Source organism: Staphylococcus sp. HMSC055A09 (assembly GCF_001809655.1).
GTDB classification, from domain to species: Bacteria; Bacillota; Bacilli; order Staphylococcales; family Staphylococcaceae; genus Staphylococcus; species Staphylococcus capitis.
Genome location: NZ_KV798369.1, coordinates 812,692 through 838,665 on the forward strand (window position 1 = coordinate 812,692; position 25,974 = coordinate 838,665).

Consider the following 25,974-nt stretch of genomic DNA (forward strand, 5'->3'; position numbering starts at 1 on the left):
TAGTTAATTATTAATGCTACTTTCAATAATTCTGTTTTGAACAAGTTTATGAATTTCTCCATCACCTTCAGCAGGTGCTGCCCTTTGTATTCTACCATGATAGCTAAGGTCATATCTATCAGCAACAAGTGCTCTAAGATAAGGATAAACGAATAACCATGCACCTTGGTTTTTAGGCTCTTCTTGAACCCATGATACTTCTTCAAGATTTGGTAATGATTCAAGTACTTCTTGAATTTCTTCTTCAGGGAATGGATATAATCTCTCAATTGCAACAATTAAAGTAGATTCGTCTGGATTTTTCTCTAAATGTTCTTTTAAGTCTATAAACATTTTACCTGAAGCTAAAATCACTTTCTTAACTTTTTCTGCATCATGTTCTTCGGTGATAATAGGTTTAAAACCACCAGAAGTAAATTCATCGATAGGTTTAGCAACAGTTTTATTACGCAATATACTTTTCGGTGACATGACGATTAATGGTCTCATTTCTTGAGAATCAAGACTTGCTGCTTGAGCACGTAATAAGTGGAAGTAGTTACTTGAGCTAGATAAGTTCACTACTGTGCTGTTATTTTCAGCGGCAAGTTGTAAGAATCTCTCTAAACGAGCTGAAGAGTGTTCAGCACCTTGACCTTCATATGAATGAGGTAAGAATAATGTTAAGCCTGAACGTTCTCCCCATTTGGCACGAGAACTAGATAAGAAGTTATCAAAAATCATTTGTGCCATGTTAGAGAAGTCACCGTATTGTGCTTCCCAAATGTTAAAGCTATTTTTATTTTCAACATTATAGCCATATTCGAACCCAACAACTGCTGCTTCAGAAAGCGGTGAGTTGTGAATATCAAACGTCGCTTGCTGATTTGGGACATGATGTAATGGAGTGTATGTGTCGCCATTCTCTTCATCATGCAACACAGCGTGTCTATGACTGAAAGTACCACGTTCACTATCTTGACCAGTTAAACGAATTGAAGTGCCATCTTGTAAAATAGTTGCAAAGGCAAGTTGTTCTGCTTGAGCCCAATCAACTAAGCCGCCTTCTTTTTCAAATGGTTCTCTACGTTTTTCAAGTACTTTGTTCAATTTTTTAAGAACGTGGAAATCTTCAGGATAAGTTAGCATAGCGTCATTAATTTCTTTTAAGTGATCAAATGAGAAGTCTTTGTCATCACTTTGCAATGGCAATTGAAGTGACTCAGGTTTTTCCATGTCTGGATTATCCATCTTATCAGACTTATCAATTTTATCATGCGCTGCACGCATTTCTTTTTGAACACTATCAATAACGTCATTCATTTCGTCTTCAGAAATGATGCCGTCTTCAACTAACTTTTTACCATAAAGCAATTCAACTGATTCATGTTTACGAATATTATGGTAAGGAACTGGGTTTGTAATTGAAGGCTCATCCATTTCATTATGACCATAACGACGATAACCAACTAAATCGATAACAACGTCTTTATGGAACTCTTTACGGAATTCCATCGCGATATCAATCGCTTCAATTGTTGCTTCAACATCATCTGCATTAACGTGCAAGATTGGAACATCGTACCCTTTTGCAACGTCAGTAGAATATGTTGTTGAACGGCCGTCAGTAGGTTCAGTTGTGAAGCCAATTCTATTATTAGTAATAATGTGTAATGAACCACCAGTAGTATACCCTTTTAAGCTACCTAAGTTCATTGTTTCAAAGTTAATACCTTGTCCTGGGTAAGCAGCATCACCATGAATGATAATTGGCATGGCTTTATGGAAATCAGTTGAAGGAGAACCTGCTTGATGCGTCTCATCTTGTGCAGCACGTGTTCTACCTTCAACAACTGGAGCAACAATTTCCAAGTGACTTGGGTTGTTAGCTAAAGAAATACGTTGTTCAGTGCCATAAGAATCAGTTGTCTTCACGCCACCTAAGTGATATTTTACGTCTCCAGTCCAACCTGAAGTAAGTTCTAAGCTACCGTCTTCTGGTAAGAATTTCATCGGATCTGTATGCATGAATTCTGAAATCATCATTTCGTATGGTTTCTCAAGTACGTGAGTTAATACGTTTAAACGACCACGGTGAGCCATACCGATTTGTATATTTTTAATTCCCTCGTTACCCGCTAAAGTAATTGTATGCTGAAGCATTGGTACTAACGTGTCTACCCCTTCAATTGAGAAACGTTTTGCACCTACAAAGTTTTTGTGTAAGTATTTTTCAAATCCTTCAACATGTGCTAATTTTTTGAAAAGTTCTTTTTTCTGATTATTGTTTAAATTCGCTTTATAAGGCATTTCGATACGTCTTTTCAACCAAACTCGCTCTTTGTTGTTATTAATGTGAGTGTACTCAAAAGCAATTGGCCCTTTATAGCGTTTTTCCATACGAACTATCGCTTCATAGGCATTGTCATAAATATCTTCAAAGTGTTCTGATACAATACCAGCTGATATTTGTTCCAAAGTTTGTTGATCTAAATCAAAATCTTCAATTCCTAATTTAGGGACATGTTTACGCTCTGGAGGATTAACTGGATATATGCCTGCTTTTAAATGTCCGTATTGTCGAATGTTATCAATTAAGCGCATTACACGTTTAATAGTGCTATCTCCCGCTTGTGAACCACTTCCTCCAGTGGCCGGTTTAGCCTCGACATGAGCTTCACCTGTTTTAATTGTACTAAATAAGACTTGTAAATCTTCTGGAACTGATGATGGATCTTGTAGGTAATCATCATACAAATCTAGCATTAAACCGAGATTTGCACCGAAGTTTACAGGTGCCTCTGTAACTTCTTTTTTGTCCTTAGTCATTTTTACACCCTCCACAAAAATGTTGAAACGCTTACAAGATAATAATAGCATTATTTCAAATTTTGTTAAAGTGCATTTACCTATTAATATACAAAAAGCAGAACCAAATATAGATCGGTTCTGCGTTATTTTGAAAATTGCATTGAGTTGCGTATTTGAAGTTGTATTTTATACCAATTTTTAGCAATCTAAATTCTCTAATTTCTTTTGAATTCAAACGGTTCTAACCTTACTTTATAAAGGGAAATTAATCTTAAATGTCGTAAATTTTTGAACTTCACTTTCTACCTGGATCGAACCACCATTTAATTGCACAATTTTCTCAGCGATTGATAAACCTAAACCATTTCCACCCTGACTACGGGCACGAGATTTATCAACTCTGTAAAATCTATCGAAAATGAAATCTAAATCTTGTTTAGGAATACCCATGCCGTGGTCTGTAATTTCGATACTGATGACTTTGTTCTTTAGAGAGGTATTGATCATTATATATTTATTATCAGTATCATACTTCATTGCATTATCTAGGAAAATAAGTAATAATTGTTCAAATTGATGTCTATTCATTTTCATTTGTATTGGCTTATTGGACAAGTGCGTTTCAAATTGGTAATCAGGATGTAAATGTCTTAATGACTTCACGCGTGATTGAATCTCATTGTTAATGTCTACATTTTCAGCTTCAAGAACATGACTATTCACACTATCTTTAGTCAATAAGAGTAATTCTTCGACAAATTTAGTGATTCGATTGACTTCCTCTATAGAAATATCTAGAGATTCTTCAAGAATTTCTGGGTCTTTCTTCCCCCACCTCTGAATTAAGTTGAGATGACCTTGAATGATTTGTAAAGGTGTTCTTAATTCGTGAGAAGCGTCTTCAACAAATTGTCGTTGCTGATTAAATGATTCTTCAATTTGGTACATCATGTCGTTAAATGTAACGATAAGATTATCTGTCTCTTCGTAATTAGTTGTTAATTCTAGTTTCTTTTGGAAACCATCGCGCCTAATTTGATTCATCTTGTTCGACATAGTCACAATGGGTTTTGTGATTTGAGATGAGAAGATATAACTAATTCCAGCAGTTATCACAGTAGCGATTAAACCGAATGCTAAAGCTACTATATATAGTGAACGTACAAGATTGTCATAATTTTGTAGAGAATGTACTAGTACACTGTATCCATTAAAATCTTTCGAATGAATGGGTTCAGTGATTACTAAGTAATTAATGCCATGACTATTATAGATGTTTATACGTTCTGGATGGTTCATATCAAATTTCTTATTGTAATTAACGATATTGTCATTTGATGTTTGAATTAACTTCTTCCCTTTTTCATCATATATAATGACTTCTTGAAAGTTTTCTAATGAAGCATTTAAATCAAGTGCTGATATTTGAGCCAAAGATTTAGAATGAAATAAATTCGCAATATCAGTAGAACTTCTTTCAGCTTCATCAAGTTCGCTATTTCTAAGAGTATCTTTTAAGAAAAAGATAATAATTAAGCAAAATAGTAATATAGTGGTAAACGTAATGAGTGTCGTTATGATCATCCATTTATATTTTAATTTACGACGTTTGATCATCTAATCACGTATCCTACGCCACGTACAGTTTCGATAGATTTCTCCTTATTAAAAGGCTTTAATTTATTGCGTAAATATCGAATGTAAACATCAACAACATTTGTTTCTACTTCGCTGTTAAATCCCCATACGTGGTCTAAAATTTGCTCACGCTGCATCACGTGATTTCTATTTTCAGCTAAAACATATAACAAATCGTACTCCGTCTTCGTCAGTTCTAGTTGAGTACCATCTACAGTCACCTTGAAGGCATCTTTGTCAATAATAATGCCGTTAATATCGATAACATTTTTCTGCGGTTGTCTACGTAAAATAGCTCTTATACGAGCGAGCAACTCTTCAATATCGAATGGTTTGACGATGTAATCATCTGCACCATAATCTAATCCGGCTACTTTATCATATGTTTCACCTTTAGCAGTAATAATGATGATAGGTGTTGATTGTTCTTGGCGAATTTGTCTACAAATTTCTAAGCCATTAATATTAGGTAACATTAAATCCAATATAATAAGATCATATGATTTATTAAGTGCTTTATCTAAACCCGTGCGTCCGTCATATTCTATATCAACGTTGTAATCTTCATGTTTAAGTTCAAGTTCAATAAATCGAGCAAGATTCTGCTCATCTTCTACGATTAAAATATTTGTCATATTTGCACCTCATGCTACATCTTAACTAATTAAGTATGAATGAAAAAGATGTAATCCCTAATTGTTATGAATTGTTAATAATTAATCTATATTTACTTGATTCATTTTACCATATATCAATTGTAATTGATGAAACATTATAATGAGGTTATTGCTGAAAATGATAGCTTTTCAACGTTGTTATGACAAGGATTTTATACATTTATAGGGAATTTATAGAAAAAGTTTATGTTTCTAATTGACAATGATTCTCAATCATGTATAATACTAGTTGAAAATGATTATCAATACCGAATAGAACATTCCCCCCACATATATTTCGTTCTTATTGGATTGGTCATTTTCAATTATCCCCTTTTATATGCCCGTAAAAGACTAACGTTGAGAAACAACGTTTCAATAAAGCAGTAAACCTTTGACACTTGAGGTTTACTGCTTTTTAGTTGCTCTTTCGCTTTAGCGATTAGAGCAACTTATACTTGAGCGAAGCCTCAAGTGTTTCCAACTTATCTGGTTGCTAGTGGCACTTATACTTGAGCAAAGCCTCAAGTGTTACAAAAAATATTTTCGCTTTAGCGATAAGCTTAACTAATATTTTAAATTTGTAACCATGATTTATGATTAAAATGCTCCATATCCTGTGGCTTAGCGTAATCAGAAATCATATAATCAATCTCACTAAATTCACTAATACGATACGATGCACGAGCATCTCGTTTACTACTATCTGCTAATAAATAACTTAATTGACTTTGTTGAATCATAATTTGACTGACGTGTGCTTCCTCTAAATCGAATTCATAACAATCGTTCTTATCAAATGAACCACATGAAATAAAGGCTTTATCAAATTTGAAACGTTGCAATAATTCGTTTGTTAAATGTCCCTTTACTACATCTTGCTCAGTATTTGTCTTACCTGCGAGCATAATAATTTCGCCTTGAATACGTTGCTCCTCTATTGCACGATTCAATTCATTTGCAATCTTTAGGGAATTAGTGATTATAGTAGTTTGTATAATATCATTTAAATACTGAGGAATTCGACCTGTTGTCGTCCCACCATCTATAACCACGATTTCTCCAGATTGAATTTGTGAAGCTGCTTTTTTTGCTATTCTTTCTTTCACATTTGATTGTTTCTGCCATTTATTCGCGTATGATTTCTCCTTGTTAATATGATTATATTTAACTGCCCCACCGTGCGTGCGAGTAATAAGTTTGTCATATTCTAATGTTTCTAAGTCTTTTCTCACAGTTTCAGGTGTGACTTGTAAAAATAATGCTAAATCTTTAACAGCAACCTCACCGTACTGATCAACACGTTTACGTATAAGGTTTAATCGTTCTTTTCTCTTGTACATTGTTATCTATACTCCTATCTGCTTCATGCGTGCGCGCCATTTATCATTTCGCCATCTGAAATACATGATAATAAATCGCAGCGCTTCATCTGCAATACTCACTAGAATAATACCGGTGTAACCAAACCCCAAATGAATGCCTAATAGAAAGCTTCCAGGCAACAGTAACAACCAAGTAGTTATGATATTGACTGTAACAGGAAAACGCACATCCCCAGCTACATTTAATAAATCTACGATTAAATTATTAATTGCACGAATCGGTTCCAATCCTATAAGAATAACTAGATAGTAGATAATTAAATGGTATGTTTGAACATCATGTGTAAGCCATCTACCGACAGCGACGAAACCTACTAAAACGCATACCATGATAATTAAGGATTGAATCACATTAAACCATATACTTCTTAACACAGTTTTCTTTAGTACACTATAGCGATGTCTAGCTATAAAATGGCCTAAATAAATTTGGCATGCAGCGCTAAATGCCATCGCACAACTGAAAGATAAGCCACTTAACACAGTTGCAACAGATTTAGCTGCAATAACTTGTGTTCCTAACATTGCTATAAATGCTGTCGTAAATGTTTGTGCAAAGTTATATGAAATTTGCTCGCCAGCACTAGGTATACCTAATGTTGAAACTTGATAAAGTATTTTAAAATTAATTTTAAAGTAATGCAGTTTCGGTCTGTAAATTTTTAAAAGTGCTATGAATGCCAAGAGACATCCAAGCAGACGGCTAATGGCTGTAGCATAAGCAACTGCTAATACAGGATTACCTACCAAATCTGGAATTATAAAAAGTACGAAAGCATTTAGAATGATATTAGTCAAATTACTAATTACTGTGATGCGTGTAGCAATCGCAGCATAATTCATAATACGAAGTACGGTTCCTATATACATTTGAGTTGAGGTCAAAGTTAAGACACTCAATATAACTAAACCAAATTGATAAGTTAGATTAAATATGTCCTTAGGTACTTGAAAAAGATGTAATAACGGTGAAAACACCATACCTACAACTAATGTAAATACAATCGAAACGATGATATTGAAAAGAAGATTGTGATAAACTTCTTTTGGAATCATTGATGTTTGGTGTGCTTTTAAATGAACAATACGAATATTAGTTCCCACGTGAATGATTGTAATAAGAAACGTAATGAGCATTAATATTTGACTCGTCATTCCGGATGCTGCAACTGCATTCGTACTATAACTGTTGAGCATTAATGTGTCAGCTTGCCCCATGAGAAGTATGAACAGTTGTTCAATAAGTATAGGTACATATAAGGATCTAAATGCCCCTTTAGTAACGATCATCAAATTCTAATACTTTCGATTTAAATATTTCATGAGGTTGTAATTCTATTAATCGTGCACCACGTTGTAAGTCACCATAAGTGTTATAGCCGCCGACGCGACCAAAACTTAGACGAATTCCATATAAGTTAATAGTGAAATCATTATCATGATCGTGACCACAGAACATCCCTTCAATATCTCCATTTAATAGCATTTGACTAAATAATCCAGAATTAATTTTAGAGCAAGCAATAGGTTCATTAAATATGCCATGGAATTCCTTGATATTCTCTACTTCTCGATATTCCTGTAGAGGAATGTGTGTAAATAGTAAATTATGTTGAAAGCTACGTTTGTATTGTGACTGATACGCTTCATAAGTCTCTTTAAGCCAGTTAACGTGCTCAGGTCTGATAAAGTCGTAATCACCTATGCCAAATGGGTTATAATCCCCTCCGTCAATCACATAAAGAACGTGTGTAAGTGTATCTTGAGAGCTTACTTCAATAGTATAAGCTTCTTTATCATCAATAATTAAACTATGATGTTTTTGGACATAATTTTTAGAATATTGTTCTTCTATGGCGCGTAAATCACCCCGTTTAAGATGTCCTTCAGTGTCATGATTACCAAATGTTGTTGCAATTTGAGTATCGAATTGATTTAAATATTCGATAAGTTCTTTATAAACTCGACCAGAATCAATGACTCCTTCAGACCATATTTGATCACCAGTTAATACAGTGATATCGGGACGATAATGTGTCATCATATGTTGAATCAAATCATATGTTTTTTGATCTTTGGCGTCATTATGTGGGCCAATGTGTAAATCACTTAATTGTAAGATTTTCGTCATTTTTTAAATCTCCTTTACTCCTTAGTTGAACCTATATTGATTCCTTTTACAAAATGTTTTTGAACAAATGGGAACAAGAATAATACTGGAATTGTTAACAACACTATCATTGCCATTTGCATAGAATCACCAGTAATTGTTACTTTATCCAACATTGCATAAGAACCTGATTTCTGTTTAAGTGCTTCAGCTATTGCGGCTTGCTTAGTGAGCATATCCTGTAATACTGTTGCTAAAGGTTTTAAATTTGGGTTGCGTACGAAGAATGCGCCTGTAAACCAGTCGTTCCATTGACTCACAGCATTAAATAAAGTAATTGATGCGACTACCGGTTTACTCATTGGAAGGACTATTTTCCAAAAGATTTGAAAGTCATTACATCCATCTACCCTCGCAGCTTCGATAACACTTGTTGGTAACTGATTAAAAGATGTACGCATGATTAAAATGTTATAAACACTATAGAGTGAAGGTAAAATATAGACCCAGAAAGTGTCTGTTAAATGTAATTGATTTAATAAAATGTATAGTGGAACAACTCCAGCACTAAATAACATCGTAAATACTAAGAAGAATGAAATGATTCTTCGGAATGGCAGTGTTTTTATTGTTAAGACGTACGCTGCCATGGCGGTTAATATCACGCTTAAGATTGTTCCTATGACAGTTTTAGCTACACTAATAAACGATGCATTCAATAATGTTCCTTGTTTAAATATTTCTTTAAAATTATCTAGCGAAAACTTACGAGGAAAGAATGTGATACCACCTTTTTGCGCATCGACACCGGAATTAAATGCTAAGGCAAAGATATTAATTAGTGGCAATATAATAGTAATAACTAAACCTATTATGATAATTAATGAAATGATGCGAATGACAATAGCACTTTTATCTTGGGATATTTTCATTGTCTAATACACCTCTTAGTAAATAATTTGCGTTCCTTTTTTATCTCTTTGATTTTCCACATAACGTTCAAACTGATTTAAACCAGCTTCGTTCAAGCGTTGTTTCGCACTATCGATTATTTGCTTGGCTTCTTTGTCAGTTCTTGAATAATAAGCGCGTTTAATTGCGTCGCTATAATCATCAAGTGCTACCTCTAAATCTTCACCATACTCATATTTAGATAAGAAAGATTTTACTGTTAGACCATTAACAATTTTTGCGTGCTTTTGGCGTTCGTCATAATGCCACATATCAGCAATCTTTTCAGGTGTGGTTTTGCTTGTTTTAGTATTATCGCCGTATTCGATTTCACCAAAGTCAGCTTTATTATCTATATCTGTATAACCAAGATGATCAGCCCAGTATGAACCCGCGCCTCTGAAACCACGTTTTTTCGCTTTGTCAGGGTCGTTTTTGACTTCTTTTAATACTTCTGGTTTGACGTGTGGGTTGCCTTTTTTATCTAATGTGTAATCACGACCTTTAATGCCATATTGTCCTAATAATTTACCTTCACGACTAGCTAAGAAATCAGCAAGTTTAACTACGTCCTCTGGATGTTCAGTCGTACTTGGGACAGCCCATCCGTTTGCACCAGATTTATAAGGTTTCTCAACTCTAAATTTACCTTTGACTGTATTGAGTGGGCCAAGAGGTACATATTTCATGTTTTGATTTTCAGTGACGTAATTATGTAAATCTGAAACTATGCCCCATGAACCATTAACAAGTCCTTCTTTAGCTTTGTTCTCTTCCATTGTGTAAAATTCTTTCGTCATGAGTCCTTTTTGCATTAATTCTTTGACATATCTCACTCTTTTAAGTGGATAATCAGTTTGAGATTCGTGAACAATCTTTTTCCCTTTGTTTAAAAATTTCTCATCTGACTGTCCAGTCCATACGAGGTCGTTGTAGAATTTAGTGCGATCGTCGCCTCCCCAAGCTGTAGGACCAATTGGTGTGATTTCTTTACCATTATCATCTTTAAAGTGATGATCCTTCATTTTTTGTGCTAGCTTTTCTACATCTTCGGAAGTTTTTATTGATGAAGGCTTAATATGAAGTTTATCCATAATATCTTTACGAACATAGGGACCTCCTACTGTGCGACGTTCTTCTTGACCTGGATGACGATTGATACCCATGTGTACAAGGTAAGTGCCGTCCATTTCTTTATTGAACATAATATTATCTTTCGTATCTTTAGGAAGGTAGCCTTTCTTAAAATATTTACTATAGATTTTTGTGTTTTTAAGCATCTTTGTAAGATCAGTGAGTCGACCTTGTTTAGCTGCTTTATTTAGAACTTTCATTTCAGGGCGACCACTATCGTCTAAGTAATAAACGATGAAGTCAGGTAAATCACCAGAAGCGAGACCTGATGTTAGTGCTTCAGTCGAATCTTCATTTGAGACTGTCTGTAATTCTAAAGTGATTCCGGTTTTTTTCTTTAGTTCTTTAGCAACCTCTTTATTCATCTTCGGAGAGGCGTCATTATCACTTTGGAAGACTAAACCTTTTAATTTTCTATCAGCAATCCATGTATCTGGCTTCCCTTTGGCATCTGCTTTTCTCTTTGCTTCATCTTGTGATTTATCTTTGCCACACGCCGATGTGAGTATCATTACCGCAATTAGTAAGATGAGTATTGATTTTCTAAACATGTACATTCTCCTTAATATAATGAAGTATCCAGTTTTTTATCGGCAAATCTATTGATAATGACGACCGCGATAAGACCAATAACACCTTGTAAAAGTCCTATAGCTATGGCGTAACTGAAGTCTCCCTGTTCGATTCCCGTGCGTATTACAAAGGTGTCTAATATTTCTGATACACTCGCATTTCCAGGTGTCTTGAGTAAATAGATTTGATCAAAGCCAGCTTTTAAAATATCTCCTAATGAAATAATAAATAGAATAACTATTGTAGGCGTGAGCATTGGTAAGGTAATATGTATAATTTGTTTGAAGCGGTTCGCCCCATCTATTGCTGCTGATTCGTAAATTTCAGGGTTGATGCTCATGATTGCAGCAAAATAAATGATGGAGTCCCAGCCGACATTTTTCCAAATATAACTAGAAAACATGATGGTATGGAAATATTCAGGGTTCATCATAAAATAAGTTGAGCCATCACCACCGAATTTGTGAATAAGTTGATTCATTAAACCATCATCTGGTGCGAGTAACTTCTTGAATATACCTATCACAACGACCCATGATAAAAAGTGAGGTATATATAATATTCCTTGGAATAGTCCTCTGATTTTACCTAATTTAGAATCCTTAATTTCATTAAACATAATGGCTAAAATGATAGGAAAAGGAAGAGCTAGAATGAGCTTCATTCCACTGATAACAAGTGTATTTATAATGATTTGTACACATCTTGAATCAGTGAAGAATCTTTGGAAGTAGTGTAGCCCTTTCCAATCACCACCAATAATACCCGTATCAAAACGGAAATCTTTAAACGCTAAAATTAGACTTGTCATAGGTATATAATTGAAAATAAGGAAAAAAAGTAAGCAAGGTAAAATCATAAGATATAAAACTTTATGTTCCCACATTCTTTTGAGCAAAGATTTTTGATGAGTGGATTGAATTCCATGTTGCTTGATTTTACTCACGATACAACCTCCTCTTTCATTCGTTCACCTGACTCAGAATTGAAATAATGTGCATCTTTCGAATGAATGCCGAAAGATACGTTCTGTCCTAATTCAAAATTAAGGTTACTATCTACGGCGGCTACAATTTTATGATCGTCATGATGACAATGGAGTAATTTGTAAGAGCCCGTCAATTCGACTAAATCGATTTTTAAATTTGTGAGTTGAATAGGATATGCATGCGAATCATCGTTAGTAATGAGATGCAAATCTTCAGGACGAATACCAAGTCTACATTGTGAATGTGACGAAAGTTGTACTACAGATTGATCAGCAACTTTTTGAGCGTCGAAATACCATGCGTCCATATGATAAGTTAACGGGATAATATTCATCGAAGGGCTACCTATAAATGTTGCAACAAATTCATTCACTGGGTGACGGTAGATTTCTTCTGGCGTGCCAATTTGTTGAATTTCACCTTGATTTAGTATCACAATGCGTGAGGCCATCGTCATTGCTTCCGTTTGATCATGTGTGACATAGATTGTTGTTGCATTCATTTCTTTATGTATTTTAATGATTTCGCTTCTCATGTTGCTTCTTAATTTGGCATCTAAATTTGAAAGTGGCTCATCCATTAAAAAGATTTGTGCGTCTCTCACTATTGCTCGTCCTAACGCTACACGTTGACGTTGGCCTCCGGATAATGCTTTAGGTTTACGTTGAAGAAGATTTTCTATTTCTAATATTTTGGCAGCATCTTGAATTTTCTTATCATAAACTCTCTTCTTAATACCACGCATTTTTAATCCAAATGCTAAGTTTTTATAAACAGTCATATGAGGATAAAGTGCATAATTTTGAAACACCATAGCTATATTACGATCTTTAGGCTGTAAATCATTAATCACTTTATCGTCGATACTAATTGTTCCCTTACTAATATCTTCTAGACCTGCTATCATACGTAAGGTCGTAGACTTCCCACATCCCGATGGTCCAACAAATACAACAAATTCGTTGTCATGAATATTTAGATTAAAATCTTTAACTGCGTGACTACCATTTTCATAAACTTTGTTTAAATCCTTGATTTGTATCATGTCTTTGCTCCTTTGAAGATGTAATCGCAAATTCAGTATAAGAGTTTTCTATTAAAGGAAACTTTTTTCAAAATTAAGTTTTCGTAAATCAAAAACTTTTGTTTATTATTTTTCAAAAACAAAAAGACTATAAACACTTATATAAAAGCATTTATAGTCTATATTGATTCAAAAATAAAACAAAGATATTTATATTAGATAAATATTATTTACATTAAACTTACATTCAAGAAGGCATAAATAAATTCTCATTAAAACACAAAAAACCACTGAAATCTTCTTTTTAAGAATCATTTCAGTGGTTAGGTTATTATTTGTCGTGCAAGGTTTATATGGCGAGTTGTTTCTTTAGGATAAGTGTCGATAGTACAATACAAAAGGCGCCACCAATAATACCTGCAATAATATCAGTAGGATAATGAACGCCTAAATAGACTCTTGATGTTGAAATTAATAATATGAATAATGCACTTAATCCTATTAACACACCTTTAGAAATACCTGAATCATGGCGATTTAAAATGTAAATGATGCTTCCAAAGTATGAGGTTGCGCCCATTGCGTGTCCACTAGGAAAGCTAAATCCAGAAATATCAATTAAACGTAGGAGTGTTGGACGTTCTCTGTCGAAAATATTTTTAAGGACAGGATTAAGTATGCTTGAAAGACCCATTGCTATAGCAAAGAATAATGTTTCAATTTGATAACGTTTTAACATTAAATATGCTACAAGTGTGAGTGATAGACATAACATGGCCCAAACTTCACCAATTTTAGTCGCACCTAGCATAATTGATGTAGTGATAAAACTCTCTGATGCATAAATAAAATCATAAACCTCATTATCAATCCACTTTCCTAGACGAGATTCATGGAAAAATGCGATTATCCCAAAAACGAGTGTGAAAACAATGAGTAATGAAATGCGCGTCCAACGGTTCATGCTTGGTGCCCCCTACTTATTTAATGCATCATGTACAATTTTATCAAATAAATCTTCTTTAGTGTAACTTTCTTTATATGTTTTCATTTGTTTAATGATATCTTCACGATTTGTTTCAATATCATTTAACTCTTGTAATAAACCTACTTGAGTTAGTTCATCTTCAAGTGTATATCGGCCATAGCCTTTCGATGAAAAGTTTTTAGCGTTATCAATTTGGTCTCCACGAGATTGATCTAAACCTAATGGGATTAATAACATAGGTATTCTTAATGTTAAGAATTCATAAATCGCATTTGCACCGGCACGACTTACTACTGTATCTGTTATAGCTAATAAATCAGTTAAATCATCTTTAACAAATTCATATTGAACATAACCTTTTTTATCAATAGTGTTATCAACTAGTCCTTTACCAGTTAAATGGATAATTTGATAATCATGTAATAAGGCCTCTAGATTTTCACGAATTGTTTCATTGAGTTTCTTACTACCAAGACTACCACCCATTACGAGTAAGACCTTTTTATCTGTGTTAAAACCGGTTAATTGATAACCACGTTCTTTATTACCTTGTTTCAAATCCTCACGAACGGTTGCGCCAACAAAGTCAGCTTTGTCTTTAGGAAGATATTGAAGTGTATCTTCAAATGTCGTATAAATTTTTTTAGCGAATTTAAGTGCGATTTTATTCGCAAGTCCTGGTGTTAAATCAGATTCGTGGATGATTGTAGGTATTTTTAGTGAGCGGGCTGCAATGACCACAGGAACGCTTACGAATCCGCCCTTTGAAAATAATAAATCAGGTTTATGTTTTTTTAGAATTTTACGTGCATCTAACACGCCTTTTAATACTTTAAAAACGTCTTTAGCATTTTCAAATGATAAATAACGACGTAATTTACCACTAGAAATAGGATAGTATTTTATATCTGGTAGTTGAGATTCAATCATCTCTCTTTCAATTCCTTGTTTAGAACCGATATAAAACGCTTCATGACCTTTTTCCACAGCAGTAGGAATAAGACTCAAGTTAACAGATACGTGTCCTACTGTTCCTCCACCGGTAAATGCAATTTTCGACATAGTTACAACCTCTATTCCTATATTTTTTTATAATAAGCGTAAAATGGTGCGCCTCTATCGAAAGGATGATAATCCATTTCTGCTTCTCCAGCTTTAGTAAATCCAAATTTCTCAAAAAGATTTTGCGCGGGTTTATTTAGCGCAAACGTGTCAGTAAGAATAACATGTATGCCATGTTCCTCTGTTAAATCTACCGCAAATTGGAAAAGTTCAGTTGCTGCACCTTTATAATCTTTTGATCCAGCTAATCTATGGATAACATAAGCACCTTCACGATTAACTGGCCATTCAATGTCATCATACCACTCTGATTGTGTTTGGTCGATAACAATAAAACCGTAAATTTTACTATCTACATCCAATACATAAAGTGTTTCGGTTTCGATGTCTTTCTCAAAATGTTCGGTTACAGGGTATTTATCGTCCCATTGATTATTATTAAATTCTTTCATTTTTTCTTTTGCTTCATCAACGAGTTTTTCAATTACAGGTAAATCATTTTTTGTTGCTGTTCTAATCATCTTGCCAAAACACCTCTTTTTTATAGTATTAAAAAAATGATACGCCCCATTTCTTATATAATTTAACAAATGAGGCGTATTTTAAACTTATATAACTAAAGTCGCTAACTATTATATAGATTGTGTTAAATAAATGAGTGATACATTCTCTCTAATAGTACTTTAAGTCATATAAATAAGATTTAATCAAACCTATATTTACTTTTCAAACAATATCTTACTTAAGTTTTTGAAGTAATTTGTCTAATACAGTATCATGTTTATTTGATTTTTCAACTAATTCTTGAGTGAATTTATCATTTGTCGTTTTATTAAATTTTCCGGTTACTTCCAAATGATTGTCTTTCTGGAAGGATTTAATTGCAGATTCTAATTCTGAATCAAATTGGTTAGACTCATTATTCACTTTATAACCTAAGGCTGTGAGTCCAATTTTCATCGTTTTAACATTTTTATTCTCGTCACCTAAATGATAAGTTTTATTATTAGGTATGACGTTAAGAGATTGATATTTAGGTGTAGCTATTTTACTGTCCGGTTGAATACCTTTACCATGAATATAATGATCATCAGGTGTTAACCATTTCATTTCAGTATATTTTAGTAATGAACCATCACCGAATTCACGTGTAGTTTGAACAATTCCTTTACCAAATGTTTTAGAGCCATAAACCTTAGCTTTATGATAATCTTTCATAGCACCTGTAAAGACTTCTGATGCACTTGCTGAACCATCATTTACTAAGATAGAAACATCCATATCTTTTGCTTGTTTCAACGAATCATTTGATGTTTTCAATTGCTCCTTATCATCGCCTTTTTCTAATTGAACAACTGTTTTTCCTTTATCAATAAAGATGTTCGCCATTTTAACAGCTTCGTCTAGAAGACCACCAGGATTGTTACGTAAATCTAATACTATTTTACGTACACCTTGTTTGTGTGCCTTGATAATTGCAGATTTTAATTCTCCAGATGTATTACTTTGGAATTTATTAATAGTAAAGACACCAACGTTGCCTTTTTTCTCGTATTCGACACTCTTAACATGAATCGTATCACGTTTAATCTTAATGTCTTTTTCTTGAGAACCTCGTTTGATAGTTAAAGTTACTTTAGTACCTTTTTTACCTCTGACTAGTTTTACGACTTGGTCTAATGGTTTGCCTTCAACAGATTTACCATTAACTTTCGTTACGACATCTTTCGGTTGTATTCCTGCTTTTTCAGCTGGTGAGTCTTTCATTGGGCTGGTAATACTAATTTGATCATTTTTCTTCTGCATTTCTGCGCCAATGCCAACGAAATCTCCTGACACACCTTCATTGAATTGTTTAGTTTCCTCAGAAGTCATATATTCTGAATATGGATCCTTTAATTCTTTAACCATTCCGTCAATTGCTGATTGTGTTAATTTATCTGAATCTTGCTTTTTATAATAATCTTTATTTAGCGTCTTATATACATATTCTATCTTTTTTAAATCTGCACGTTGATCTTTATTGAGTCCGCTCATCTTATGACTAATCAATATCGTCGCGGCCACAGTGATTCCTGCTGTTATTAAAATAACTCCAAGGAGAATCAACAGAAACTGCCAAAGTTTAAATCTTACTTGTTTGTTTTTATTTTGAGAATTTGATTGACTTTCGTCGTCTTGTTGTTGTGCATCATTACGTTCTGAATCATTACTCACTTTATCACATCCCTTGTACTTGCTAAATTTATAATAATCATTATGTATATGCTCTTAGTTCTCCCTTTTTTATGAAAATGAAGTTAGAAAATATATAAAATAGACAACTTCTCCAACTGTGAAGCAAATTAAGCGAGGACTACTCTTCATTATTATATAACTATGTTTCATATACATGAGTCGTAAGATGTATCTTAAATTAATTTGAAAAATTGAGAATCATGCTAACATATGTAAATGATGGCTTTAATTTATATACAAAATCAAACAAAAATGTGGGAGTGAAATAGTATTCAACTTTAATCGTTTGAACACAAAGTTCACTCCCTTTTTTTATTAGTAAAAACTTTGTTTAATTTTAAAATTTTAACCATTCAGTATACTCTTCGTATAAATCATCAAAGACATACATGGGTACAGTAAACTCACTTTGAGTTTCAATGTACTCTGAAAGGACGTTGAAGTCATCTTCATGTTTAGGAAATGCAAGGTCATCAAAGATTTGCTCAGCTAATTCCCCTTTATCGTCTTTACGACCACGAACAGTCATAACAAATTGATAGAATGAGTAATTTTTAACCATTAGCTTACAGTCACATCAATAACTTGAGTCTCGCCTTTAACAACTGCTTCTACATCTTCTAAATGAATAGACTCAGTTTGGTCAGAATTTGTGATAATAATTGGTGAAATGACTGATTTAGCATTATTTTTAATATATTCTAAATCAAAACGAATAAGTGGGTCGCCTACCTTCACAGTGTCACCACTTTCGACTAATACTTCAAAGCCTTCACCATCAAGTTGAACAGTATCTAGACCAATGTGTACGAGTAGTTCTAATCCATTGTCTGCTTTAAGTCCTACAGCGTGCTTAGTTGGGAAGACATTGTCGACCTTGCCTTCAATTGGTGCAACGACTTCACCTTCTGTAGGATTTATACCAAAACCCTCACCCATCATTTTTTGTGCAAATACAGGGTCAGGAATATCTTCAATTTTCACATATTCACCTGTTAACGGTGCGTATATTTTAATATCTTTATTGATTTCTTTGCCTTTTCCGAATAATTTTTTAAACATTGTTGTTCACTCCTATTTTTCAAAGTGTGGAATTAAATCACCATATCCAAGTTCTTCTAACTTTTCATATGGAATAAATTGAATAGCTGCTGAATTAATACAATAGCGTAGACCACCGGTTTCCTTCGGACCGTCATTGAATACATGTCCTAAATGACTATTAGCATCTTCAGAACGTACTTCAGTTCTTATCATACCAAAAGATTTATCAACGAGTTCAATGATTTCATCATCATTTAATGCTTTGGAGAAACTTGGCCAACCGCAGTTAGATTCAAATTTTTCTTCTGATGTGAATAAAGGTTTACCAGATAATTTATCAACATAAATACCCTTATCAAAATGATTCCAATATTCATTTTGGAATGGTGGTTCTGTGCCATTTTCTTGAGTGACAAGATATTCCATTTCATTCAATTCATCTTTATTTTTCTTAATCATTTTGAGACCCCCAATGTGATTCTATAAATGCTTTTCTGCCAGATCCACGTTGGTATTGCTCATAGTGCAATGGATTTTTCTCATAATAGTCTTGGTGATAATCTTCAGCAGGGTAGAAGTTTTTATAAGGTTTGATTGGTGTGATGACAGGTTTATTAAATATACCTTGCTCATCAATTTGTTGTTTTTTCAATTCAGCTGCCTTTTTCTGATGATCATCATGATAAAAGATTACTGGCTGATAACTTTCACCTCTATCGAAGAACTGACCACCATCATCTGTGGGGTCGAATGTTTTAAAGTAAACATCTAATATATTTTCGAAGGAAGTAATTTCAGGGTCGTATTCAATTTGTACAGCTTCAACGTGACCAGTTTGATTCGTACAGACTTGTTCATAAGTGGGATTCTCAACGTGACCACCACTATATCCTGAAACGACAGATTTTATTCCTGGGTAAGAAGTAAATGGTTTTACCATACACCAGAAACAACCTCCTGCAAGCGTTGCATATGCCATAGTAGTACCTCCTTAAGTTGTCTCTTTTTTAATAATTTACGCTAAACACCATGTAATTTAAAGTATTTTACTCAACATTAAATAGCTAGAGTTTATCCTAAAGAATTAATCTCTAAGTACAACTAGACCAATAGCACCTTGACCTGTGTGAGTTGAAATAACTGGAGTTGTGACGTTGACATCAAATTGATCAAAATGAAAAGCATCGCTAAATGACTTTTTGAGTTTATCAACAAATTCAATCACATTCGCATGAGCAACACCTATTGATTTAACATTATGATTTTCAATAAATTCAGTTATTTCTTTCTTTAAATATTGAATGCTAGATTTTTGAGTTCTAGCATTATGAACAAGTTCTAATTTTCCCTCATTTAATGTACCTATGGGTTTAATCTTCATAATATTCCCTATTAAACCTTTAGTTTTACTAATACGTCCGCCCTTAATAAGTTGATTCAATTGCCCTATGACTACGAAAAGTTGAATATTATCGCGTAGTTTGTCGACACTTTCAACAATGTCAGTTGTAGGTGTTCCCTTTTCAACTAAATCAACGATGTGCTCAATTTGATAACCTAAGCCATATGAGATTGATTTAGAATCGATAACAGTAATTTTACCGCTTACCATTTGACTAGCTTGAACGGCAGTATTATAAGTACCACTCAGACCTGAAGATAGATGTATGCTAATAATCTCTACATCTTCTTTAATTAACTCTTCATATTTTTCTATAAATTTACCGATGGGCGGTTGACTCGTTTTGACGTCTGCATCTGCCTCGATATATTCAATATATTCTTTAGAAGAAATGTCTTCTTGATCAGTATAAGAATTACCATCAATAGTGATACTTAAAGGAATAACGTGAATATCATGTTTCTTTAAGTATTCATGTGATAAATCAGAGGTGGAATCCGTGACGATAACTTGTTTAGTCATAAATAGCCTCCTATTGGTCATTTCTGCGCACTAAATGTAAAAATGTATGCGGAATAGTATTTTTTTCGTCTAATTGTCCTTCAACAGAACTCTCAACTTCCCAATCTTCAAATGTATAAGGAGGGAAGAATGTATCTCCTTGGAACATACCGTCGACAACAGTGATATACATGTCATCAACTTTATCTATCATTTCTTCGAAAAGTGTTTGTCCACCAAAAATAAATACTTGTCCAGGAATATCATTAATTTCTTCAATAGAATGAATGACATCGACACCTTCGTGTTTAAATGAAGGATTGTTTGTTAATACAACATTTCGTCTATTTGGTAAAGGTTTCCCAATAGATTCGAAAGTTTTTCTACCCATTACCAATGTGTGACCAGTTGATAATTGTTTAACGTGTTTTAAATCATTTGGAAGGTGCCAAGGTAATTGATTTTGATATCCGATAACTCTTTGTTTATCATGTGCGACGAGGATGGATAAAGTCATCGTCTTCCCCCTTTCTTATGGTAAATATGATTAGATTTCTATATTTTTATTTATAAAGTAAGTCAATCTATACCGCTATAGGTGCTTTGATAGCAGGGTGTGATTCATAATCCACAATTTCTAAATCTTCATAGTTGATATCGAAAATGGATTTGTCTGAATATATCTGTAAAGTCGGTGCTTTGTAACTCTCACGAGAAAGTTGAGTTTCAATAGCTGACATATGGTTTGAATAAATATGTGCATCTCCGAAGGTATGAACAAATTCACCTACTTCAAGTTCACATTCTTTTGCGATGAGATGAGTAAGTAAGGCGTAGCTCGCAATATTGAAAGGTACACCTAAGAAAATGTCAGCACTACGTTGATAAAGTTGGCAACTTAACTTACCATCTTGAACGTAAAATTGGAACATAGTGTGACATGGTGGTAGCGCCATGGTCTCAATCTCTGTAGGATTCCACGCAGACACAATATGACGGCGAGAATTAGGATTTGTTTTAATTTGCTCAATCACTGTTTTTAGCTGATCGTAGTGATTACCATCTTTATCTTCCCAGTCTCTCCACTGTTTACCGTAAACATTACCTAAATCACCATATTGGCGAGCGAATTCATCATCATTTAGAATACGTTCTTTAAATTTTTTCATCTCTTCTTTATATTGCTCATTAAATTCTGGATCTTCTTGAGAACGATGTCCAAAGTTAGTCATGTCAGGTCCTTGATAGTCTTCAGAATTAACGTAATTTTCGAAGGCCCACTCGTTCCATATATTATTATTATATTTAAGTAAATATTGGATGTTTGTATCACCTTTAATAAACCACAACAATTCTGTAGCTACTAATTTAAATGAAACTTTTTTAGTTGTTAATAAAGGGAACCCCTTTGATAAATCAAATCTTAATTGATGACCAAACTTAGAAATTGTACCAGTATGAGTACGATCATCACGTTGATTACCTATTTCTAATACCTCTTCGCATAAGCTATGATACGCTTTGTCGAATGGATTATACATATGTACAGCTCCTTTAAGTAAATCACTTTATTTTAGTTATTATTAATAAATTATATTACTGAATATTATACTAGAAATCATTAACTGTTGATAGGGAGAGCTATTTAAGATGACAAATTTCTTTTTTTTGGATAAAAAAACCGAGTTACATTGTGAAATGCTGTAACTCGGGTAGTACAATTAAAAAATTATTGGCAATGGTCATCAAAAGCGTCTTTTAAATCCATTGCGATATCGTTAATATCTCTGCCTTCAATATGTTCACGAGGGATAAAGTGAACTAAGTTTTGCCCTTTAAACAAGGCATATGAAGGACTAGAAGGCACTTGTTGGATGTATTCACGCATTGTTTGTGTTGCTTCTTTATCCTGACCTGCAAAAACAGTTACTTTATTTGTGGGTTTCACTTCGTTTTGTTCAGCAACCGCTACAGCAGCTGGTCTAGCTAATCCTGCTGCACAACCACATGTTGAATTAATAACAACGAATGTTGTTTCATCATCTTTTAAGTCATTCATGTAACCCTTCACATCGTCACTAGTTTCTAAACTTTTGAAACCATTTTCAGTAAGTTCAGAACGCATTTGTTGCGCTAATTCTCTCATATAAGACTCATAGCCGTTCATATTAACACTCCTTGATACTTCTTTTGTCATTTATTATTAAACATTAAATAAGTTATCTTTTCCGATTAGCAATTTGTTTCCAAACTGAACCTAAAGCCTCATCTCCATTTTCTATTCTGGAGATAGCCATTTCTATTTGAAGTTTGACTTCATACGCTGAATCATCTGCATGTGCTTTTAGTGATGCCAATTGTTCCTCATTACCCTCATCAAAAATAAACATCGCTGCACGCCATCTTACGATTTTTTGAGGGTCATTAAGTGCTTTTTCCATTTCTGGTAAAGCTTCTTTGAAACCTAAGTCACTAAGGCAATCGCCAGCAGTTCTTCTTACAGCTGGACTTTTGTCGTGAAGACCTTGATAAATATAAGGTAAAATTTTAGGATCTTCAATCATCCCTAGTAGCACAACAGCTTCACGTCTTAAAGGGATTTTCTCTTCATTAAGTGCTGTTTCTAACAACGGGATATCATCAAATGTAGGTGTTGGAAATGCCTTAAGCATTCTGAGACGTGCTTTCCAATCTTGTGCTGAATCATACTCATCCAATGTGACATGTTGATAATGTTGTTCTGGAACTATAATATCAGTTTCAAGTGCTTCTTTAACTAGCGAATCAAGGCGTTCTTCGGGATAAAGTGCGATAACTTCTTCATAAACGCTCTCCATTACTTCTTCCATATTACCATATCGAATGCCGAAATTTTCCCATTTTCTCAAGAATACTACATTATCATTTTCTTTTTGGGCTTCTAGCATTTTATCGATATAAATTTCTGGTAATTGTTTACGTTGTTCATCTTTATTTGTTGTAATCTTAAGTTGATAAGGTATCCCTTTAAACATTAGAACTTCCGCACGAACTTCACCATAATGTTCGTCTGGTTGAGGTTCTTGATTATAGCTTGATTCATTATTAAGTGTTGAAGTGATTTGAGGTAAGACGTCTTCCCAATTCGCCTTTGGTTGTTTGTCTATTGCTAGGAAATCCATCACATAAAAGATGGATTTTACGCCTTCAAGTTTGAGAAGATCGTTAATAAATTGTGGTTGATTTTCTCTTACTTCAGTATAAGTATTGGATTGATTATCTTCTCTTTTTTCAGATAATACAATTTTCATTGTATTAGGACTAGGAGTAGGTTCTACACGAACAATCTCCATTTTTTAGCCCCCCTTTTAAATAAAACGTTTATATTAATGATTAAAAGCTGCTTGAATTTGTGGTAATAAATCATCCCAGTTTGCGTCATCTTCTTTGTCAACTGAGATGAAGTCCATCACATAAAAAATAGATTTGACGCCATCGATATCGAATAACCGATTAATGAATTCTGGTTGCCCTTCTTTAGCAGAAGTATAAGTTGTTGAAGAATTATCTTGACGTGGTTCACTTAAAGAAATTTTCATAGTGTTGTGATTTGGTGTTTCTGAAATTGCTACGATTTCCATATTGGTGTCCTCCTATTGTAGCTCGTTCCCTATTTGTTTGATTTGTTTACCTACTGAACACTCATTAATGCAAAAATGATGCGCTTGTGTTTTACCTTGCGTTTTTCTGTTGTGCGCTTTTAGTGGGCATTGGTAACAATAAGTGTTCATGAGCTCGTCGATTTTATTAATCGCTTTTTGTTCTGAATAAGTGAGTATAGCCTCCACTTCCTTTAGCTATATACTTTATTAATGTTACATCTCTTATTTCACATGTTTGTATTATAGCATTGTTAGGGATGTATTTTGAAATAATCAATTTATATTTAATTATTGGAAGTTTGTTGCAAATGGTACTGAGAAAGAATGCTGATTGAGTTGTATGTATTATGTAAATTTTAGTAACGCTATTGCATATTTTTGTTTTTTAAAGTAAACTAATTAGGTTGTTTTTTCGCGGTTTCTAAACACCCGCTTTAACAAAATTTAGGAGGATGTAAGATGTTTAATGAGATTTTTGGTGTAGCTTCGTTTATAGTTACATTTATTTTAATGGTTCTCATGTATCGCTTTTTTGGGAAGCATGGTTTAATTGCATGGGTAGCAATGGGAACAATTATAGCTAATATTCAAGTCATAAAGACAGTTCATATATTTGGCATTTCGGCGACATTAGGGAATGTTATGTTCGCCTCTATCTATCTTGCTACTGACATATTGAATGATATTTACGGCAGAAAAGTAGCAAAACGTGCCGTTTGGTTAGGTTTTTCTTCAACATTAGTAATGATTATGGTAATGCAAATGTCTTTACACTTTATACCTGCACCTGAAGATACTGCTCAAGGTGCGCTTAAAACAATCTTTGATTTAGTGCCTAGAATTGCTTTAGGTTCAATCGTTGCATATATTATCGGGCAACATGTAGATGTGTTTATCTTTTCTATGATTAAAAAGATTTTTAGTTCAGATAAAACGTTCATTATACGTGCTTATGGTAGTACGATTTTAAGTTCAATTATAGATACAGCATTATTTGTTATCATTGCATTTGCCGGTACTTTACCTAATATGGCTGTGTTCGAAATATTTATAACAACTTACCTACTAAAACTTATTTCAACTATATTCAATGTGCCTTTCGGTTACATTGCTAAATCTTTCTATCGCAAAGGTAAGATTCAAAAACTTGATGAAGGCTATTAATTCTTAGTCGACCTATTAAAGGACTAAGTTAATTGAGACTGTCGATAAAGTCTAAGGACTTTGTTGACAGTTTTTTATGAGCGCGTTTTTTCAGGATCTTGTCTCAATATACAGGTATAAAACAAGTCTTTAAAGGTAATCATTTTCAAGAAAAAGTCAGGAAAGAAATGATTTGACCTGTCTATTTATAAATTTGCTACAATATAGTCAAACTTACAAACGAAGGTGTATATGAGATGGCAAAAATATACTTTGATGCGGCAACTAAAGGTAATCCGGGTAGAAGTGCATGTGCAGTTGTAATTAAAGAAGAATCTGAACGTCACGTGTTTACTCATGATTTAGGAGAGTTAGATAATCATAGTGCGGAATGGGCAGCAATGATTTATGCGTTAGAACATGCAAGAGAGCTCAATGTTAGAAACGCCCTACTTCATACTGATTCAAAATTAATTGAAGATAGTGTTAATAGTGGTCGTGTAAAAAATGCTAAATTTAAACCTTATTATGATAATATGGAAATTCTCGAACAAAGTTTTGATTTAATGTTTGTTAAATGGGTTCCTAGAGATAAAAATAAAGAAGCAAACCAGCATGCGCAACAAGCTTTATATAAATTGATTAAATAAAAAAAGAACAGGCTATAGGATTTCCTATAACCTGTTCTTACTTTAGAAGCGGTTA

The 25,974-nt window shown here is 33.6% G+C and carries 27 protein-coding genes and 1 pseudogene; 2 read left to right on the forward strand and 26 right to left on the reverse strand.

The window, feature by feature from the left end:
* Positions 1 to 3: 3 nt before the first annotated feature.
* The 26 genes and pseudogenes from HMPREF2642_RS09420 to HMPREF2642_RS11445 form a co-directional block, all read right to left on the reverse strand.
* A complete protein-coding gene (locus HMPREF2642_RS09420) occupies positions 4 to 2,808 on the reverse strand; it encodes a 2-oxoglutarate dehydrogenase E1 component (RefSeq protein WP_049428655.1) in 2,805 nt (934 codons plus the stop codon).
* A gap of 234 nt (positions 2,809 to 3,042) precedes the next feature.
* Positions 3,043 to 4,407: a HAMP domain-containing sensor histidine kinase gene (locus tag HMPREF2642_RS09425; RefSeq protein WP_070597809.1), complete on the reverse strand. Its 1,365-nt coding sequence runs from the start codon at positions 4,405 to 4,407 to the stop codon at positions 3,043 to 3,045.
* Positions 4,404 to 5,063 (reverse strand): response regulator transcription factor, encoded by a 660-nt coding sequence (locus HMPREF2642_RS09430; RefSeq protein ID WP_002433827.1) that lies wholly within the window; start codon positions 5,061 to 5,063, stop codon positions 4,404 to 4,406. Before HMPREF2642_RS09430 ends, HMPREF2642_RS09425 begins: the two co-directional genes overlap by 4 nt.
* Positions 5,064 to 5,292: 229 nt before the next feature.
* Positions 5,293 to 5,404: pseudogene (locus HMPREF2642_RS11885) on the reverse strand (hypothetical protein); the annotation flags it as partial.
* Positions 5,405 to 5,659: 255 nt separating this feature from the next.
* Entirely contained in the window at positions 5,660 to 6,427 is a 768-nt protein-coding gene (locus HMPREF2642_RS09435; protein ID WP_002433585.1) for a DeoR/GlpR family DNA-binding transcription regulator, read from the reverse strand.
* 6 nt (positions 6,428 to 6,433) lie between these two features.
* Entirely contained in the window at positions 6,434 to 7,759 is a 1,326-nt protein-coding gene (locus HMPREF2642_RS09440; RefSeq protein WP_049428658.1) for an MATE family efflux transporter, read from the reverse strand.
* A complete protein-coding gene (locus HMPREF2642_RS09445; RefSeq protein ID WP_002433695.1) occupies positions 7,746 to 8,600 on the reverse strand; it encodes a metallophosphoesterase family protein in 855 nt (284 codons plus the stop codon). Before HMPREF2642_RS09445 ends, HMPREF2642_RS09440 begins: the two co-directional genes overlap by 14 nt.
* Positions 8,601 to 8,614: 14 nt before the next feature.
* A complete protein-coding gene (locus HMPREF2642_RS09450) occupies positions 8,615 to 9,511 on the reverse strand; it encodes a carbohydrate ABC transporter permease (protein ID WP_070597810.1) in 897 nt (298 codons plus the stop codon).
* 15 nt (positions 9,512 to 9,526) lie between these two features.
* The gene (locus HMPREF2642_RS09455) at positions 9,527 to 11,215 is read right to left on the reverse strand and encodes an extracellular solute-binding protein (protein ID WP_002433660.1); all 1,689 of its coding nucleotides are present in this window, start codon (positions 11,213 to 11,215) and stop codon (positions 9,527 to 9,529) included.
* Between the two features lie 11 nt (positions 11,216 to 11,226).
* On the reverse strand, positions 11,227 to 12,123 hold the full coding sequence (locus tag HMPREF2642_RS09460) for an ABC transporter permease (RefSeq protein WP_211181649.1): 897 nt from the start codon (positions 12,121 to 12,123) through the stop codon (positions 11,227 to 11,229).
* Positions 12,124 to 12,179: 56 nt separating this feature from the next.
* Complete coding sequence (locus HMPREF2642_RS09465; protein ID WP_049428662.1) at positions 12,180 to 13,271, reverse strand: ABC transporter ATP-binding protein; 1,092 nt, start codon at positions 13,269 to 13,271, stop codon at positions 12,180 to 12,182.
* Between the two features lie 328 nt (positions 13,272 to 13,599).
* Positions 13,600 to 14,214, reverse strand: coding sequence for a phosphatase PAP2 family protein (locus tag HMPREF2642_RS09470; protein WP_002433679.1), 615 nt, complete (start codon positions 14,212 to 14,214; stop codon positions 13,600 to 13,602).
* A 12-nt stretch (positions 14,215 to 14,226) separates the two neighbouring features.
* Positions 14,227 to 15,300 carry an undecaprenyldiphospho-muramoylpentapeptide beta-N-acetylglucosaminyltransferase gene (locus HMPREF2642_RS09475; protein ID WP_002433989.1) on the reverse strand — a complete coding sequence of 358 codons (1,074 nt, stop codon included), beginning with the start codon at positions 15,298 to 15,300 and terminating at the stop codon, positions 14,227 to 14,229.
* Between the two features lie 17 nt (positions 15,301 to 15,317).
* The gene (locus HMPREF2642_RS09480) at positions 15,318 to 15,821 is read right to left on the reverse strand and encodes a GNAT family N-acetyltransferase (RefSeq protein WP_023350273.1); all 504 of its coding nucleotides are present in this window, start codon (positions 15,819 to 15,821) and stop codon (positions 15,318 to 15,320) included.
* A gap of 217 nt (positions 15,822 to 16,038) precedes the next feature.
* Entirely contained in the window at positions 16,039 to 17,517 is a 1,479-nt protein-coding gene (locus HMPREF2642_RS09485) for a S41 family peptidase (protein ID WP_070597811.1), read from the reverse strand.
* 358 nt (positions 17,518 to 17,875) lie between these two features.
* A complete protein-coding gene (locus HMPREF2642_RS09490; protein ID WP_002433965.1) occupies positions 17,876 to 18,100 on the reverse strand; it encodes a YozE family protein in 225 nt (74 codons plus the stop codon).
* Positions 18,100 to 18,600 carry a PTS sugar transporter subunit IIA gene (locus HMPREF2642_RS09495; RefSeq protein ID WP_002453251.1) on the reverse strand — a complete coding sequence of 167 codons (501 nt, stop codon included), beginning with the start codon at positions 18,598 to 18,600 and terminating at the stop codon, positions 18,100 to 18,102. The genes HMPREF2642_RS09490 and HMPREF2642_RS09495 overlap by 1 nt, the downstream gene beginning before the upstream one ends.
* Positions 18,601 to 18,612: 12 nt before the next feature.
* Positions 18,613 to 19,041, reverse strand: a complete 429-nt coding sequence (gene msrB / locus HMPREF2642_RS09500) for a peptide-methionine (R)-S-oxide reductase MsrB (RefSeq protein WP_002433862.1) — start codon at positions 19,039 to 19,041, stop codon at positions 18,613 to 18,615.
* Entirely contained in the window at positions 19,034 to 19,561 is a 528-nt protein-coding gene (gene msrA / locus HMPREF2642_RS09505; protein WP_049428667.1) for a peptide-methionine (S)-S-oxide reductase MsrA, read from the reverse strand. Before msrA ends, msrB begins: the two co-directional genes overlap by 8 nt.
* Before the next feature lie 105 nt (positions 19,562 to 19,666).
* Positions 19,667 to 20,506: a fatty acid kinase binding subunit FakB2 gene (gene fakB2 / locus HMPREF2642_RS09510; RefSeq protein ID WP_070597812.1), complete on the reverse strand. Its 840-nt coding sequence runs from the start codon at positions 20,504 to 20,506 to the stop codon at positions 19,667 to 19,669.
* A 10-nt stretch (positions 20,507 to 20,516) separates the two neighbouring features.
* Positions 20,517 to 21,002, reverse strand: coding sequence for a dihydrofolate reductase (locus tag HMPREF2642_RS09515; RefSeq protein WP_070597813.1), 486 nt, complete (start codon positions 21,000 to 21,002; stop codon positions 20,517 to 20,519).
* A gap of 67 nt (positions 21,003 to 21,069) precedes the next feature.
* Positions 21,070 to 22,026 carry a thymidylate synthase gene (locus tag HMPREF2642_RS09520; protein ID WP_070597814.1) on the reverse strand — a complete coding sequence of 319 codons (957 nt, stop codon included), beginning with the start codon at positions 22,024 to 22,026 and terminating at the stop codon, positions 21,070 to 21,072.
* Positions 22,027 to 22,214: 188 nt separating this feature from the next.
* Complete coding sequence (gene brxA / locus HMPREF2642_RS09525; RefSeq protein WP_023350268.1) at positions 22,215 to 22,652, reverse strand: bacilliredoxin BrxA; 438 nt, start codon at positions 22,650 to 22,652, stop codon at positions 22,215 to 22,217.
* Between the two features lie 52 nt (positions 22,653 to 22,704).
* Positions 22,705 to 23,817, reverse strand: coding sequence for a conserved virulence factor C family protein (locus tag HMPREF2642_RS09530; RefSeq protein ID WP_070597815.1), 1,113 nt, complete (start codon positions 23,815 to 23,817; stop codon positions 22,705 to 22,707).
* A 33-nt stretch (positions 23,818 to 23,850) separates the two neighbouring features.
* Positions 23,851 to 24,105 (reverse strand): NifU N-terminal domain-containing protein, encoded by a 255-nt coding sequence (locus tag HMPREF2642_RS09535; RefSeq protein WP_002433917.1) that lies wholly within the window; start codon positions 24,103 to 24,105, stop codon positions 23,851 to 23,853.
* Positions 24,106 to 24,117: 12 nt separating this feature from the next.
* A complete protein-coding gene (locus HMPREF2642_RS11445; protein ID WP_023350266.1) occupies positions 24,118 to 24,312 on the reverse strand; it encodes a zinc-finger domain-containing protein in 195 nt (64 codons plus the stop codon).
* Positions 24,313 to 24,585: 273 nt separating this feature from the next.
* Here HMPREF2642_RS11445 and HMPREF2642_RS09540 point away from each other — a divergent pair, with 273 nt between their 5' ends.
* On the forward strand, positions 24,586 to 25,290 hold the full coding sequence (locus tag HMPREF2642_RS09540) for a queuosine precursor transporter (protein WP_064212357.1): 705 nt from the start codon (positions 24,586 to 24,588) through the stop codon (positions 25,288 to 25,290).
* A gap of 236 nt (positions 25,291 to 25,526) precedes the next feature.
* A complete protein-coding gene (locus tag HMPREF2642_RS09545) occupies positions 25,527 to 25,919 on the forward strand; it encodes a ribonuclease HI family protein (RefSeq protein WP_047796282.1) in 393 nt (130 codons plus the stop codon).
* The last annotated feature ends 55 nt before the right edge of the window (positions 25,920 to 25,974 follow it).

Bases quoted from the DNA above. Each gene is read 5' to 3' on its own strand.
- HMPREF2642_RS09420 (WP_049428655.1), bottom strand. From the start codon at position 2,808: ATGACTAAGGACAAAAAAGAAGTTACAGAGGCACCTGTAAACTTCGGT.
- HMPREF2642_RS09425 (WP_070597809.1), bottom strand. From the start codon at position 4,407: ATGATCAAACGTCGTAAATTAAAATATAAATGGATGATCATAACGACA.
- HMPREF2642_RS09430 (WP_002433827.1), bottom strand. From the start codon at position 5,063: ATGACAAATATTTTAATCGTAGAAGATGAGCAGAATCTTGCTCGATTT.
- HMPREF2642_RS09435 (WP_002433585.1), bottom strand. From the start codon at position 6,427: ATGTACAAGAGAAAAGAACGATTAAACCTTATACGTAAACGTGTTGAT.
- HMPREF2642_RS09440 (WP_049428658.1), bottom strand. From the start codon at position 7,759: ATGATCGTTACTAAAGGGGCATTTAGATCCTTATATGTACCTATACTT.
- HMPREF2642_RS09445 (WP_002433695.1), bottom strand. From the start codon at position 8,600: ATGACGAAAATCTTACAATTAAGTGATTTACACATTGGCCCACATAAT.
- HMPREF2642_RS09450 (WP_070597810.1), bottom strand. From the start codon at position 9,511: ATGAAAATATCCCAAGATAAAAGTGCTATTGTCATTCGCATCATTTCA.
- HMPREF2642_RS09455 (WP_002433660.1), bottom strand. From the start codon at position 11,215: ATGTTTAGAAAATCAATACTCATCTTACTAATTGCGGTAATGATACTC.
- HMPREF2642_RS09460 (WP_211181649.1), bottom strand. From the start codon at position 12,123: ATGTGGGAACATAAAGTTTTATATCTTATGATTTTACCTTGCTTACTT.
- HMPREF2642_RS09465 (WP_049428662.1), bottom strand. From the start codon at position 13,271: ATGATACAAATCAAGGATTTAAACAAAGTTTATGAAAATGGTAGTCAC.
- HMPREF2642_RS09470 (WP_002433679.1), bottom strand. From the start codon at position 14,214: ATGAACCGTTGGACGCGCATTTCATTACTCATTGTTTTCACACTCGTT.
- HMPREF2642_RS09475 (WP_002433989.1), bottom strand. From the start codon at position 15,300: ATGTCGAAAATTGCATTTACCGGTGGAGGAACAGTAGGACACGTATCT.
- HMPREF2642_RS09480 (WP_023350273.1), bottom strand. From the start codon at position 15,821: ATGATTAGAACAGCAACAAAAAATGATTTACCTGTAATTGAAAAACTC.
- HMPREF2642_RS09490 (WP_002433965.1), bottom strand. From the start codon at position 18,100: ATGGTTAAAAATTACTCATTCTATCAATTTGTTATGACTGTTCGTGGT.
- HMPREF2642_RS09495 (WP_002453251.1), bottom strand. From the start codon at position 18,600: ATGTTTAAAAAATTATTCGGAAAAGGCAAAGAAATCAATAAAGATATT.
- msrB (WP_002433862.1), bottom strand. From the start codon at position 19,041: ATGATTAAGAAAAATAAAGATGAATTGAATGAAATGGAATATCTTGTC.
- msrA (WP_049428667.1), bottom strand. From the start codon at position 19,561: ATGGCATATGCAACGCTTGCAGGAGGTTGTTTCTGGTGTATGGTAAAA.
- fakB2 (WP_070597812.1), bottom strand. From the start codon at position 20,506: ATGACTAAACAAGTTATCGTCACGGATTCCACCTCTGATTTATCACAT.
- HMPREF2642_RS09515 (WP_070597813.1), bottom strand. From the start codon at position 21,002: ATGACTTTATCCATCCTCGTCGCACATGATAAACAAAGAGTTATCGGA.
- HMPREF2642_RS09520 (WP_070597814.1), bottom strand. From the start codon at position 22,026: ATGTATAATCCATTCGACAAAGCGTATCATAGCTTATGCGAAGAGGTA.
- brxA (WP_023350268.1), bottom strand. From the start codon at position 22,652: ATGAACGGCTATGAGTCTTATATGAGAGAATTAGCGCAACAAATGCGT.
- HMPREF2642_RS09530 (WP_070597815.1), bottom strand. From the start codon at position 23,817: ATGGAGATTGTTCGTGTAGAACCTACTCCTAGTCCTAATACAATGAAA.
- HMPREF2642_RS09535 (WP_002433917.1), bottom strand. From the start codon at position 24,105: ATGGAAATCGTAGCAATTTCAGAAACACCAAATCACAACACTATGAAA.
- HMPREF2642_RS09540 (WP_064212357.1), top strand. From the start codon at position 24,586: ATGTTTAATGAGATTTTTGGTGTAGCTTCGTTTATAGTTACATTTATT.
- HMPREF2642_RS09545 (WP_047796282.1), top strand. From the start codon at position 25,527: ATGGCAAAAATATACTTTGATGCGGCAACTAAAGGTAATCCGGGTAGA.